This is a genomic window from Sphingomonas sp. P4_G3, from assembly GCF_056401105.1.
On sequence record NZ_JBFUJZ010000001.1, the window covers coordinates 682,449 to 695,583 of the forward strand.

Sequence of the window (13,135 nt, forward strand, 5' to 3'; positions counted from 1 at the left end):
AATTAGACGGCCGAGTCGAGGCGAAACGGTGCAGTCAGCTCGCGCCTTCGGTTCGAATGAAATCGATGAAGGCGCGCAACGGCGCCGGCATCAAGCGGCGGCTATGATAATAAAGTGAGGGACCGGGAAACGGCTCCATCCAGTCGCTCAGGACTTCGACCAGCGTACCGCGTGCCAGTTCGGCGGTAAAGAATTCTTCGAACCCCGCCACTATTCCCAGGCCAGCGACCGCCGCCGCGATCTCCATCTGCATCGACGTCGCGATGAGCGGCCCATCGGGGGCGATGCGATAGCGGCGACCCCCGCGTTCGAAATCCCACGCGGCAAGCCTGCCGCTCGCGAAGCGGTGGCCGAGCCTTTGATGTCCGGCAAGGTCCTGCGGGTGTCGGGGCGTGCCGTGGCGATCGAGATAGGCAGGAGCGGCAACGCAGGCGAAGCGCTGTCGTCGCGGGCCGATCGGCACCGCGATCATATCGCGGTCGATGCGCTCCTCGTATCGGATTCCGGCGTCGAACCCGGCCGCGAGAATGTCGACCAACTCGTCCTGAGCGGTCACTTCCATCCGGATGCCGGGATGCGCGACAAGGAACCGCGCGGCGATCGGCGGCAGGATGTGCCAGGCGACGATGCCGGGAACATTGAGGCGCAAGGTGCCGCTGACCTGGCCGCTTTCGGTGACCAGATCGTCGGCCGCGTGGGCAAGTTCCTCCAATGCCGGAGTCAATCGATCGAGCAGCCGTTGTCCCGCCTCGGTCGGCGTGACGCTGCGCGTGGTCCGATTGAGCAGACGGAGGCCGAGATCACTTTCGAGTCGGCGCACCGCTTCCGACAGTGATGACGCCGACAGGTTTTTGCTCTGCGCCGCGGCACGAAAACCACCGGCTGCAGCCACGGCCGCGAATTGGGCGAAGTCATCGAGATTGGGCGTCGCCATTGTACGGATTTTCGCACGGGGCGTCTCGCTTGTCATGGCTTATCGTACGATCGCCATTTCGCCATATGCCGATCTTCAAAGGAGACAGACGATGGAACAGCGCAGGCTAGGCAAGAGTGGACCGACGACCTCGGCAATCGGACTTGGGTGTATGGGCATGTCGGGCGCGTACGGCCCGGCGGACCGCGACGAGGCCATCGCGACCATTCACGCCGCGCTCGACGCCGGGATGACGCTGCTCGATACCGGCGACTTTTATGGCCAGGGCCATAACGAGATGCTGATCGGCGACGCGATCGCCGGTATGCCGCGCGACGCTTATCAGCTCAGCGTCAAATATGGCGGGTTGCGCGACCCGGCCGGGGCGTTCATCGGCTTCGACGCGAGCCCGCGCTCGACCAAGAACTTCCTCCACTACACGCTGCAGCGGCTGCGGGTGGATCATATCGACATCTACCGCCCCGCGCGGCTCGACCCCGATGTGCCGATCGAAGAGACGATCGGCGCGATCGCTGAGATGGTGCAGGCAGGCTATGTCCGCCATATCGGCCTATCCGAAATGGGATCGGAGACGATCCGTCGCGCCGCCGCCGTGCACCCGATCGTCGACTTGCAGATCGAATATGCGCTGATCAGCCGTGGGCCCGAGGACAGCATCTTCCCGACGCTGCGCGAACTAGGCATCGGCGTCACCGCTTATGGCGTGCTGTCGCGCGGGTTGATCAGCGGGCATTGGCAGGCGTCGGGCGGCGCGCAGCCGGGCGATTTCCGCGCGCATTCGCCGCGGTTCCAGGCGGGCAATGTCGAGGCCAATCTGCAGATTGCGGACCGGCTCAAGGCGATTGCCGATGCCAAGGGCATCACCACCGCGCAGCTCGCCATCGCCTGGGTCGCGGCGCAGGGGCAAGACATCGTGCCGTTGGTCGGGGCCAAGACCCGCACGCGGCTGCAGGAAGCGCTGGGCGCGCTCGACGTGACGCTCAGCGCTGAGGATCTTGCCGCGATCGAGGCGGCGGTGCCGAGCGACGCGGTGCGAGGCGATCGCTATCCCGCGCAGGGCATGGCCTCGCTCGACAGCGAGCGGGGATGAAAAGCCCTAGGGCCGGTAGCCTTCCCATTCGGCGGGAAGGCCGACCGGCCCGAGCAATTGATTGGTCAAGGACACGAAGATCGCCGCCGCGCGATTGTCATTGGCCATCAGCAGGATACAGCTCTGGCGCGTGTCGACGCACATCGCGTAATTCTCGGTGCCGTCGTCATGCCCTTCCTTGAAATAGGCGTGGCCGAACCGGCTTTCGAACGTGCCCCAGCCGACGCCATAGCCCAGCTTCATGGCTTTCCAGCGATTGGTGCGATCGTCGCGCAGCGTCGGAAACTGGGTAGGGCTGTCGATCCAGATCGTGGGGCGGACCATGGCCCTATGCGTGGCGAGTCCCAAGCCGTCGCTGCGGGAAACCGCGGCAAGAAAACGCGCCCAGTCGGCCAAGGTCGTAGCCATCGATCCGGCCACGTCGACTTTGCGTCGATGCGCGAAGGGCTGGCGCTGACCGTCCGCGGTGTAGCCATAGGCAAAGCGGCCGTCATAGCTGTCGCGCCAGGTCATCGACGTGTCGCCCATCCGGAAGCGGTCGAAGACACGCCGTTGGATCTCCTGACCCACGTCAAGGCCAAGACCCTGTTCGAGCACGAACTGAGCCAAATGCATGCCTTCGCCCGAATAGCCGTAGCGCGTACCCGGCTCGCGGTGGAACCGCAGCTTCTTGTCGTCCTCGAAGAAGCGGAAATTGGCGAAGCCGCTGCTGTGGTTCATCAATATCCGCAAGGTCAGCTTGCGCCAGCGTTCGTCGCCCTTGAGATCGGCATAAGCCGCATAGTCGGGCAGCGACTTGGCCAGATATTGATCGATCGGCTTGTCGAGATCGACTTTCCCTTCAGCGACCAATTGCATCAGCATCCAGGCGAAGGTCGCCTTGGTCAGCGAGGCGCCGGGCATGATCGTCGCCGGCGTCAGCGGCGCCTTGTTCTCCAGCGAGGCATAACCATAGCTCTTGATGAAGACGATCTTGCCCTTGCGGATCACCGCGACGCCAAGCCCGGTAACCTGGTTCGCCGTTATCATCCGCTGGACGATGCGGTCGACAGTCGATTCCGACAGGTTGCGATTGTCGAGCGTATTGTACACGCGTTGCGGCCGGTCGGTGGCGCCGATCGCGAGCAGCGCCAGGGCCGCGCTCATCATCCGCAATGATCGGCCGGTCGGCATGCGAGTCTCTCCAAGAAATCCGGCGCGCTGTATCGCCGGTCAGGCGCAATTAGCCAACGCTTCGTACGCGGCGGTCAATCGCGGCAATACCGGTTCGTGGTTCGGCGGCAATGGCGTGCCGAGATGTTCATGGCGCAGCTCGGCCATGAACGCTTCCCATAAAGGCGGTCCGCCTTCCTCGAGCAATTGTGCGCGAATCGCGAGTTCGGGGGTGGTCGGCAGATGGCGGCGGCCCCAGGCGCCGATTTGGGCGAGCACCGGCAGCAGCTGGATCGCCGGTTCGGTCAGGCTATAGATCGCCTTCTGCTTGTGACTGGGATCGTCGGCACGCGTCAGCAGCCCGCGCTCCATCAGCTTTTTCAAACGGTCGGCCAGGATGTTGGAAGCGATTCCCTCCTCCGATTGCGAGAGCAGCTCGCGATAATGGCGGCGATTGCCGAACATGATGTCGCGGATGATGACCAGGCTCCAGCGATCGCCCAAAGTCTCCATCGATAGATTGATCGGGCATCCCGATCGCATCGTCTCAGCCATGCATGCATTGTAAAAAACTGCTTGCAAAATGCAACTGCTTAATTTAGCCGATGCATATACCGCTTGCGAATTGCAAGCAGTTTTGCGAGGGGGATGCGATGAAGTTTCTGTGCCTGTGCCATTACGAATCGGCGCGCTTCGCCGAGTTGAAGCCCGCGGATTTCCAGGAGATCGGCGCGATCTGCGCGCCGCACGACGCCGCGCTGAAGGCGAGTGGCAAGGTCGAATTGATCGGTGCGCTCGGCATGCCCGAACAGTCGCGGACCCTGTTCGTCGAGGATGGCGCGGTGGTCGCGAAGGACGGTCCCTATGCCGCGACGCCCGAGCCGTTCGGTGCCTTCTTCATCGTCGAGGCCGATGATATCGACGGGGCAGTCGAGATCGCGAAGCTGCATCCGGGAACGCATCTCGGCGACAAATTCGGGCGCGGCGGAATCGAAGTGCGTCCAATCGATTTCATCGAGCGGCCGTGAGTGGGAGAGAGATGATGGGCAAGGTACGTGTTGGTGCGTTTTCGGTATCGGTCGATGGGTTCGGTGCCGGGCCCGAGCAGAGCCTGGATGATCCGCTCGGCAAGAACGGCGAAGAGATGCACGGTTGGTTCTTCCCGACGCGCTTCTTCCGGACCATGATCGGGAAAGAGGACGGCGAGACTGGGATCGACAACGATTTCGGTACGCGCGCGATGACCGGATTCGGCGCCTTCATCCTGGGCCGTAACATGTATGGGCCGATCCGCGGCGAGTGGAACGGGACGGACTGGAAAGGCTGGTGGGGCGACAATCCGCCATATCATGCGCCGACCTACATCCTGACGCATCATCCGCATCCGCCGATCGAGATGGAAGGCGGGACGACCTTCATCTTCGTCACCGACGGCATCGAGAGTGCGCTCGAGCAGGCGCGCGCGGCGGCGGGCGATCTCGACGTCAAGATCGGCGGCGGCGTTTCGACCGTGCGGCAATATCTGCAGGCCGGATTGATCGACGAACTCCATTACGCTGTGTCGCCGATCGTGTTGGGGCAGGGCGAGGCGATGTTCCAGGGAATCGACCTGCGCGCGCTCGGCTATGTACCGACCCAGCAGGTGATGGGCGAGCGCGCGCTGCACATCGTGCTGTCGAAGGAGAAGTGACGTGACGCTGAAGCTCTATGCGCATCCCTTCTCGTCCTATTGCCAGAAAGCCAAGACGGCGTTTTACGAAAAGGGCGTGGCGTTCGAGGAAGTGATGCTCGACGGCAGCGAGCCGGTGGCGAGCGAGTTCGCTGCGCTGTGGCCGATCGGGCGGTTCCCGGTGCTGACCGATGGGGCCAGCGACAATGACAGGCGCCTGGTCTTCGAGACAACGACGATCATCGAATATCTCGACGCCAAATATCCCGATAAGCCGCTGATTCCTAACGACCCCATCGTGGCCGTCGACGTGCGGATGTGGGATCGCTTCTTCGACAATTATGTCAGCTATCCGCAGCAACGTCTTGTCTATGGCGCGCTTGGCCGCGAGGCGAAGGACGATGCCAGGTGGCAGGGCGCGCTCGACACGGCCTATGCCCTGCTCGACAAGCATATGGCGGGGCGCGAATGGGCCGCGGGCGATGCGTTCAGCCTGGCCGATTGTGCGGCGGCGCCGGCATTGCTCTACGCCGATTGGAGCCATGCCATCCCCAAGTCGTTCGCCAACGTCTGGGCCTATCGCGACCGTTTGCTCGCACGCCCGAGCTATGCCCGAGCGCTCGATGAGGCTCGGCCATACCGTCATTATTTCCCGCTCGGCGCGCCCGAGGGGCGGGACTAGCTCGGCAGTCGGGGAGAAACAGCGATGGCAACGTCACTCTACGATCTCAGCGTGCCGACTTTCCAACAGACGGTGAGCGCCGTCGCTGGCTTTCTCGACCGCGCGGACAAGCATTGCCAGGAGAATGGTGCCAACCCCGACGAGTTCGTGAACGCTCGCCTCTTTCCCGACATGGCGCCGTTCCATTTCCAGATCGAGGCGCTGACGCATCATGCTGTCTGGGGTGTGGAAGCGCTGATCAGGAGCGTGTTCGATCCGCCGCCGCTCGTCGGGACGATGCCGTTCGCCGACCTGCAAGCGATGGTCAGGCGAGCGGAGACCGCGCTGGCGGCGTTCACGCCGGAAGAGGTCAATGACTGCGCGGGCAAGGAACTGGATTTACAGATCGGCCCGCGCCGGCTCGCCTTCATGGCGGAGACCTTCATCCTCTCCTTTTCGCTGCCGAACTTCCATTTTCACGCGGTCACGGCCTACGACATATTGCGGACGCGGGGCGTTCCGATCGGTAAGCGCGATTATGAGGGACGGTTACGGACGAGGTCGGGATGACGATAAGCGGGATCAGGCTCCAAACGCGTCGGCCAGTTCCGTCAAACTGCTGACATTCCATTCCCAATCCTGCGCGAAGCCGCGGTCGGGCGCGGGGCGGCCGCCATATTCCATTGGACGATCGACATAAGCGGTGAGCAGCCCGCAACCGCGCGCCGCACTGAGATCGCTGTGATGCGCAGCAACGAGGCAGAGTTCGTCCGGCTGAATCGCCAGCGCCCGGGCGGTGGCGAGATACGCTTCGGGATCGGGCTTGTAGTGACCGCTGACCTCGGCGCCCAGGATCGCGTCCCAGGGCAGGGCGGCACGCCGCGCCATATCGAGCATCAGCGCGATATTGCCGTTCGACAGCGTGACGACCGGAAATCGTCGCTTCAGCCGCGTCAGCCCGGCGACCGCCTCTGGCCAGGGATCGAGCCGGTGCCAGGCAAGCGTCAAATCATGCAGCCGCTCGTCGCTGATCGCGCCGGGGTCGATCTCCAGGCTGACCAGCAAGTCCTCGAGCGTTTCACGGTGAAGCGTGTCGAGAATGACGAAGGGCCGATCGCCTGATCGCACGCGCGCCATCGCCGGCTGGTACCGCGCGCGCCAGCCGTCGGCGAACGCCTCGGGGGTGATGTCGGTACGGCCCAAGCCGTCGAGCAACGGAGCGGCCTCGCGAGCGATTCCGCTGCGCCAATCCACCACCGTGCCGAACACGTCGAAGGCGAGGGCTTTGGGCAGAAACATTGAATCCTTCTTCTGCCATCATCCCGTCCGGCGCCAGAGTTATCGTTTGCGATTAGCGGTGGGTGAAAGGCGCCAAGAGCGATTACGTCAATTCGAACGAATTGCCGGATGACAAAGCCCCGTCTTGCGAGGCACTCTCGCTTCATGCGAGCGTTCTTCGCCTTTCTGATAGCGCCCATTCCAGCCGCTATACTGCTGCCCCTGATCCTGCATGTTCGGCCGCTGTTCGGGTCGCAAGCGGCGGCATTCGCCGCCACCTACGTAATTCTGCTCGGATTGCAGGTCATATTGGGCATCCCGTTGCGCTTGACGCTGGCGCGCGGCGAACGGGCGACACTAATGGCGCATGCGCTAATCGGCTCGGCTATGTACGGTGTGCCGTCGATCGGCATAGCCATCTGGATGGCGATACGGTTGGGCCGCTATTACGACCTTACCGCGCAGGTTATCATCGCTCCCGTTAGTTACGTGATCGCGGGCGGGGTGACCGGCGGGCTCTATTGGTTGCTAGCCGGGATCGGGACGCCGGCACAGCGGCAGCGCAAGCGGATCGCTGCGCTAGACGCCGATTTCGGATAAGTGCACGTCTGGGGGAGCGGATGATGCGACAGATAATTGCGTTCTTTGCTGCGCCATTTCCGGCGGTCTTGTTCGTGATCCTTGTTGGCCCGCACCGGTCGCTCGTCGCGCAAGCTATTGCGCTGTGGGGCCTCATATTGCTGATCCAGCTTGTGTTCGGTGTTTTCATCCGCATCGAACTACGGCGACAGGGTAAGGACAAATTGCGTTGGTATGCCTTGGGCGGCGCGATCATGCTCGGGCTGCCAGGGATTGCGATGGTGCTCCTGATCCCGAGCGCGCGAGGTGCCGCGATCGGCGCCGTGATTTTTACGGTGGTGATGATTGCCATGCTCGGCGCTGTTACCGGTGTGACTTATGCGTTGATCGCGGGGCAGCGCCGGCAGGAGCATATCGACGCAATCGATGAACTGGCGCGGCGCTTCGGCTGAAGGTGTTGCGCCCGTTGCGCTACCGGCCGTGGGTGCCTAGTGCGCAGCTTCATGACCACGACCATTCGCGCAGCCGATCTGATCGAGAGCGTCGCCGACGCGCTCCAGTTCATCTCTTACTATCACCCGATGGATTATATCCGCGCGCTCGGGACCGCCTATGAGGCGGAGCAGTCGCCCGCGGCCAAGGACGCGATCGCGCAGATCCTGACCAACAGCCGGATGTGCGCCGAGGGGCACCGGCCGATCTGCCAGGATACCGGCATCGTCAACGTGTTCGTCAAATGGGGCATGGATTGCCGCCTCGATGACACCTCGCGCTCGATGCAGGAGGTCGTCGATGAGGGCGTACGCCGCGCTTATCTGAACCCGGAAAACAAGCTGCGCGCGTCGGTGCTCGCCGACCCAGCTTTCACGCGGCGCAACACCAAGGACAACACGCCCTGCGTGCTCCATGTCGAGCTGGTTCCGGGCGACAAGGTCCATATCGACGTCGCGGCCAAGGGCGGCGGGTCGGAGAACAAGTCCAAGTTCAAGATGATGAATCCATCGGACTCGATCGTCGACTGGGTGCTTGAGATGCTGCCTCAGATGGGTGCGGGCTGGTGCCCGCCCGGTATGCTCGGGATCGGCATCGGCGGGACGGCGGAGCATTGCGTGCTGCTCGCCAAGAAGGCGCTGATGGAACAGATCGACATGGCGACACTCAAGGAGCGCGGGCCGAAGACCGATATCGAGGCGCTGCGCATCGAGATTTTCGATAAGGTCAATGCGCTCGGCATCGGCGCTCAGGGGCTGGGCGGGCTGTCGACCATCCTCGACGTCAAGATCATGGACGCGCCGTGCCATGCCGCGGGCAAACCGGTGGCGATGATCCCCAATTGCGCCGCGACGCGCCACGCGCATTTCACGCTGGATGGGTCGGGGCCGGTCTTTCTCGAAGCGCCCAAGCTCGACGAATGGCCCGACGTCAATTGGACGCCCGACAAGGCGGCGATCCGCGTCGATCTCGATACGCTGACCCCCGAAGTGGTGCAGAGCTGGAAGCAGGGCGACCGGCTGCTGCTCAACGGCAAGATGCTGACCGGCCGCGACGCGGCACACAAGCGGATCGCCGATATGCTGGCCAAGGGCGAGGAATTGCCGGTCAGCTTCAAGGGCCGGGTGATCTATTATGTCGGGCCGGTCGATCCGGTCGGCGAGGAAATCGTCGGTCCGGCGGGCCCCACCACCGCGACGCGGATGGACAAGTTCATGCGCATGATGCTCGACCAGGGCCTGCTCGCCTGCGTCGGCAAGGCCGAGCGCGGTCCGGCCGCGACCGAGGCGATCAAGGACGCGAAATCGGCCTATCTGATGGCGGTCGGTGGGGCCGCGTATCTGGTGGCGCGCGCGATCAAGGGATCGAAGGTCGTCGGGTTCGAGGATCTTGGGATGGAAGCGATCTACGAATTCGAGGTTGCGGATTTCCCGGTGACGGTCGCGGTCGACAGCGAGGGGAATAACGTCCACCAGCTTGCGCCGTTGGTGTGGCGCGAGAAGATCGCGAAAGAGAAGTTGTTGGAGCGGGTGTAATTCGTCGCCCCGGCGGAGGCCGGGGCCGCCGGGTTTTACGCGAGGCGCTAGCCAGATAACGTAACGGCCCCGGCCTTCGCCGGGGCGACGAGGGACTATGCGAGGCGGCTACACCTATATCATGACGAACAGGCCGTTCGGCGTGTTGTATATCGGTGTGAAGTCGAGCCTAGCCCGAATCGAGGCCCATCGTCAGAAGCGCGGGTCAGCCTTCGCGGCGAAATGGGACTGCACGCGGTTGGTGCTGATCGAGGTACATGACTCGATCGACGATGCGATCCTTCGCGAGAAGCGCTTGAAGAACTGGAACCGCGTATGGAAATGCCGCCTGATTTCGGAGCAGAATCCTAATTGGGATGATCTTTGGGACCATCTGAATGGTGGGGCGGAGCACGTGCCGGACAACGTGGCGGCCCCGGCCTCCGCCGGGGCGACGATTGCGGCGCAGGCGCAACCCGAATGAGCTTCCCGATCAGATCGGATCGTGCGCCTCAATGAGTAGGAAGATCATCCTCCATTCGCCGCTCAACCCAGTCACGCTAGCGACAAAGCTGCGCGACGTGCTGGGTGGCGAGAAGGCCAAGCCCAAAAAGGGCGTCACCGGACATGGCAGCGAGCAGGACATGATGCTGTTCGTCTATCGGCCCAATATCCAGACCAACATGAATGTCCGGCTGACCGCGACGATGCGACCCGACGGCAGCGGGACGCGGATCGAGGGAAAGATCGGACCGGCGAGCAACGTCACGGGTTTCATGATCTTCTGGTTCGGATTCTTGTCGATCTTCCTGATCGCCGCCGGTTTCGCGGCTTATAGCGGCGCGCCGTTCGAATTCTGGGGGATGTTCGGCGGCATGCCGCTGGCGATGATGGTGTTCGGCGCATTGCTGTTTCGGGTCGGTCGGGGCCCCAAGGGCAAGGACGAGAAGGCGATCCTCGATTTCCTTGCGCGCACCGTCCAGGCGCGCGAGGCGTGAGCTTCCCGATCTGGCTGCCCGCGACCTTGCTCGCGGGCGCACTCCAGGCATGGCGCACGGCGGTGCAGCGGCGCATGTCGCGGACCCTGTCGGTCAATGCGGCGGGGCTGGTCCGCTATCTCTATGGTCTGCCGGTCGCGGTGGCGATGATGCTGGCCTATCAGTTTGTGATCGCGCCTGCGGCGTTCCCGACCTTGGGGCACTGGTTCGTCCTGTTCTGCGCGGCTGGCGGCCTGGCGCAGATCGTAGCCACCAATCTGCTGCTGATGGCATTCGGCGAGCGCAATTTCGTTGTCGGCACCGCTTATTCGAAGACCGAGGCGGTCCAGAGCGCGATCCTGTCGGTGGTGCTGCTCGGTGATCATCTGAGCGTTCTCACCTGGCTGGGGATCGGGTTCGGTGTGGTCGGCGTGATGGTGCTGTCGACCGGCGGCAAAAGGATGGGGCCGGGCGAGCTGTTGCGCTCGCTCGGCCAGCCCGCGGCGCGTTACGGCATCACTTCCGGCTTCGTCTTCGCGCTGACGACGATCGCGATCCGCCGCGCGACGATGGAAGTCGCGACGCCCGATCACATCCGCGCCGCGTTGATTGTGCTGGCGGCGACGGTCTTGCTGCAGACGATCATGCAGGGAGGCTATCTGGTCTGGCGCGAACGCGATCAGGTGGCCAAGGTGTTCGCCGAATGGCGCACCGCCGGGCAAGTGGGGCTGATGTCGTCGGTCGCCTCGGCCTGCTGGTTCACCGGCTTCGCCTCGGCGCCGGTCGCATTGGTGCGGATCGTCGGGCAAGTCGAGGTCGCCTTCACTATGGCGTTCGCGCATTTCTATCTGGGCGAGAAGACCGCCAAGAGCGAAGTCGCGGGATTGCTGCTAGTGGCGATCGGCGTAGTGCTGGCGCTTGCCGGAGCGTGGTGAGGAGACAGGCATGGCGTTCGACATCGAAGCGATCGCTTATGTGCGCGGCGGCCGCGCCGAAGCGGTCGATGACGATTGGGACCGCGAGACCGCGGTGATCGAACTCGATCCGCGCTTCGGGTCGGAAGCGCTGGCTGGACTTGGCGACTTCAGCCATGCCGAGATCGCCTTCGTGTTCGATCGCGTGTTGCCAGACAAGATCGAGACCGGGGCGCGTCACCCGCGGAATCGCGCCGATTGGCCGCTGGTCGGCATCTTCGCGCAGCGCGGCAAGAACCGGCCCAACCGGATCGGCATCACCGTCTGTCGAATAGAGAAGATCGAGGGCAGGCGCCTGCACGTCCGTGGGCTCGACGCGATCGACGGCACGCCAGTGATCGACATCAAGCCGGTGTTGCGCGAGTTCCTGCCGCGCGGCGAGGTGCGCCAACCCGATTGGGCGAGCGAGCTGATGGCGGGATATTGGCGCGCATGACCGGCGCAGCGTCCAACCGCGCCGGCGCCGGTGCCTTGTGGGCGACGGTACTGGGATCGAGCGTCGCGATGATCGACGGATCGGTGGTCAATGTTGCCTTGCCGGCCATGGCGAAGGCGCTCGATGCGGATGCCGCGGGAATCCAGTGGATCGTCAATGGCTATATGCTGCCGCTGTCGGCGCTCGTTCTGATCGGCGGCGCGCTGGCCGACTCGCTCGGGCGCAAGGCAGTGTTCCTGGCCGGACTGTTGCTGTTCGCGCTGGCCTCGATCGGCTGCATGGCGGCGCCGACGCTCGGCTGGCTGATCGCCGCGCGCATCGCGCAGGGCGTCGGTGCAGCGCTGCTGACGCCGGCGAGCCTGGCGATCCTGGGCGCCGATTTCGATGGCGAGGCGCGCGCCAAGGCGATTGGGACCTGGGCGGCGGCGGGCGCGATCGGCGCGGCGATCGGGCCGATCGTCGGCGGCTGGCTGGTCGACGCCGCCGGCTGGCGTTGGGTGTTCGGCCTGATCGTGCCGATCGCCGTTGCCGCCGCCATTTTGGCGGTGGTCGCGGTCGAGGGCGGGCATGACCCCGAAGCGGCGAAACCCGACTGGCCGGGCGGCGCGTTCGCGACGATCGGGCTCGGCCTGCTGGTCTGGGGGCTGACGATTGCTACATCGGGTGGCCAGGGTGCGGCATATTATATTGCGGGCGGGGTGGCCGCGTCGGCGGCATTCCTGTGGTGGGAAAGCCGGTGCGGCGAGCGGGCGATGGTGCCGCTCGGCCTGTTCGGAACGCGAAGCTTCAGTGCGATCACCGTGCTGACCTTCCTGCTCTATGCGGCGCTGAGCGGTGTGCTGTTGCTCCTGCCCTATCTGTTGATCTCGACCGGATGGCGGGCCACCGCGGCGGGTGCGGCGATCCTGCCGCTGCCGCTGATCATGGGCGCGGGCTCGCGCGCGGCCGGCGCGTTGTCCGAGCGAATCGGCGCGCGCTGGATGCTGGCGGCGGGGCCGTTGCTGGTCGCGGCCGGCTTCGCCGCGATGCGAATGATCCCGGGCGCGGCGATCGAGTTCCTCCCGCATATCCTGCCATCGATGCTGCTGATCGGCATTGGCATGACCGCGGCGGTCGCCCCGCTGACCAACGCCGTGATGGCATCGGTCGATCGCCACCATGCCGGTGCGGCGTCGGGAGTGAACAACGCCACCGCCAGGATCGGCGGCATGGTCGCGGTCGCGCTGATCGGGCTGGTGCTGACGGGCGGCGGCCGCGGCGTGTCGATCGACGCTTTTCATGCCGCATTGTGGTTGGCCGCGGCGGTGGCGGTGATCGCCGGCGTGGCCGGCTGGTTTTCTATCGCAGCGAAACGGGCCTAAAGCTTCGTTAACCCTGGC

General features: G+C 64.2%; 17 protein-coding genes. 13 read left to right on the forward strand and 4 right to left on the reverse strand.

Translation table 11 applies throughout. The annotated features are described in order from the left end of the window. Positions 1–34 precede the first annotated feature (34 nt). Positions 35–934, reverse strand: a complete 900-nt coding sequence (locus tag AC1DQQ_RS03250) for a LysR substrate-binding domain-containing protein (protein WP_478044223.1) — start codon at positions 932–934, stop codon at positions 35–37. A 91-nt stretch (positions 935–1,025) separates the two neighbouring features. Between AC1DQQ_RS03250 and AC1DQQ_RS03255 the strand changes: the two genes are divergently transcribed. Then, on the forward strand, positions 1,026–2,024 hold the full coding sequence (locus AC1DQQ_RS03255) for an aldo/keto reductase (protein ID WP_478028360.1): 999 nt from the start codon (positions 1,026–1,028) through the stop codon (positions 2,022–2,024). A gap of 6 nt (positions 2,025–2,030) precedes the next feature. On the opposite strand, the gene AC1DQQ_RS03260 is transcribed toward AC1DQQ_RS03255, so the two are convergent. Then, entirely contained in the window at positions 2,031–3,197 is a 1,167-nt protein-coding gene (locus AC1DQQ_RS03260; protein ID WP_478044224.1) for a serine hydrolase domain-containing protein, read from the reverse strand. 39 nt (positions 3,198–3,236) lie between these two features. Continuing rightward, positions 3,237–3,731, reverse strand: coding sequence for a winged helix-turn-helix transcriptional regulator (locus AC1DQQ_RS03265; RefSeq protein ID WP_478028363.1), 495 nt, complete (start codon positions 3,729–3,731; stop codon positions 3,237–3,239). Between the two features lie 98 nt (positions 3,732–3,829). Between AC1DQQ_RS03265 and AC1DQQ_RS03270 the strand changes: the two genes are divergently transcribed. The 4 genes from AC1DQQ_RS03270 to AC1DQQ_RS03285 are packed head-to-tail and all read left to right on the forward strand — an operon-like array spanning position 3,830 to position 6,076. Further along, positions 3,830–4,204, forward strand: coding sequence for a YciI family protein (locus tag AC1DQQ_RS03270; protein WP_478044225.1), 375 nt, complete (start codon positions 3,830–3,832; stop codon positions 4,202–4,204). Positions 4,205–4,218: 14 nt separating this feature from the next. Further along, the gene (locus AC1DQQ_RS03275) at positions 4,219–4,866 is read left to right on the forward strand and encodes a dihydrofolate reductase family protein (RefSeq protein WP_478044226.1); all 648 of its coding nucleotides are present in this window, start codon (positions 4,219–4,221) and stop codon (positions 4,864–4,866) included. 1 nt (position 4,867) lies between these two features. Then, the gene (locus tag AC1DQQ_RS03280) at positions 4,868–5,527 is read left to right on the forward strand and encodes a glutathione S-transferase family protein (RefSeq protein ID WP_478028369.1); all 660 of its coding nucleotides are present in this window, start codon (positions 4,868–4,870) and stop codon (positions 5,525–5,527) included. 24 nt (positions 5,528–5,551) lie between these two features. Then, on the forward strand, positions 5,552–6,076 hold the full coding sequence (locus tag AC1DQQ_RS03285) for a DUF1993 domain-containing protein (protein ID WP_478028371.1): 525 nt from the start codon (positions 5,552–5,554) through the stop codon (positions 6,074–6,076). 12 nt (positions 6,077–6,088) lie between these two features. Here the strand turns inward: AC1DQQ_RS03285 and AC1DQQ_RS03290 are convergent, their stop codons facing one another. Beyond that, on the reverse strand, positions 6,089–6,805 hold the full coding sequence (locus AC1DQQ_RS03290) for a haloacid dehalogenase type II (protein ID WP_478028373.1): 717 nt from the start codon (positions 6,803–6,805) through the stop codon (positions 6,089–6,091). 144 nt (positions 6,806–6,949) lie between these two features. Here AC1DQQ_RS03290 and AC1DQQ_RS03295 point away from each other — a divergent pair, with 144 nt between their 5' ends. The 8 genes from AC1DQQ_RS03295 to AC1DQQ_RS03330 all read left to right on the forward strand — a co-directional run bounded on the left by AC1DQQ_RS03295 (position 6,950) and on the right by AC1DQQ_RS03330 (position 13,117). Beyond that, on the forward strand, positions 6,950–7,384 hold the full coding sequence (locus AC1DQQ_RS03295) for a hypothetical protein (protein ID WP_478028374.1): 435 nt from the start codon (positions 6,950–6,952) through the stop codon (positions 7,382–7,384). Positions 7,385–7,404: 20 nt separating this feature from the next. Continuing rightward, positions 7,405–7,815 (forward strand): hypothetical protein, encoded by a 411-nt coding sequence (locus tag AC1DQQ_RS03300; protein ID WP_478040433.1) that lies wholly within the window; start codon positions 7,405–7,407, stop codon positions 7,813–7,815. 51 nt (positions 7,816–7,866) lie between these two features. Beyond that, on the forward strand, positions 7,867–9,390 hold the full coding sequence (locus AC1DQQ_RS03305; RefSeq protein WP_478028377.1) for a fumarate hydratase: 1,524 nt from the start codon (positions 7,867–7,869) through the stop codon (positions 9,388–9,390). A gap of 97 nt (positions 9,391–9,487) precedes the next feature. Further along, on the forward strand, positions 9,488–9,853 hold the full coding sequence (locus AC1DQQ_RS03310; protein ID WP_478044227.1) for a GIY-YIG nuclease family protein: 366 nt from the start codon (positions 9,488–9,490) through the stop codon (positions 9,851–9,853). Between the two features lie 31 nt (positions 9,854–9,884). After that, entirely contained in the window at positions 9,885–10,367 is a 483-nt protein-coding gene (locus tag AC1DQQ_RS03315) for a hypothetical protein (RefSeq protein WP_478040435.1), read from the forward strand. Next, positions 10,364–11,281 carry an EamA family transporter gene (locus tag AC1DQQ_RS03320; protein ID WP_478040436.1) on the forward strand — a complete coding sequence of 306 codons (918 nt, stop codon included), beginning with the start codon at positions 10,364–10,366 and terminating at the stop codon, positions 11,279–11,281. The genes AC1DQQ_RS03315 and AC1DQQ_RS03320 overlap by 4 nt, the downstream gene beginning before the upstream one ends. Positions 11,282–11,291: 10 nt before the next feature. Continuing rightward, entirely contained in the window at positions 11,292–11,756 is a 465-nt protein-coding gene (locus AC1DQQ_RS03325; RefSeq protein WP_478040437.1) for an SAM-dependent methyltransferase, read from the forward strand. Next, positions 11,753–13,117, forward strand: coding sequence for an MFS transporter (locus AC1DQQ_RS03330; RefSeq protein WP_478044228.1), 1,365 nt, complete (start codon positions 11,753–11,755; stop codon positions 13,115–13,117). The genes AC1DQQ_RS03325 and AC1DQQ_RS03330 overlap by 4 nt, the downstream gene beginning before the upstream one ends. Positions 13,118–13,135: the final 18 nt, after the last annotated feature.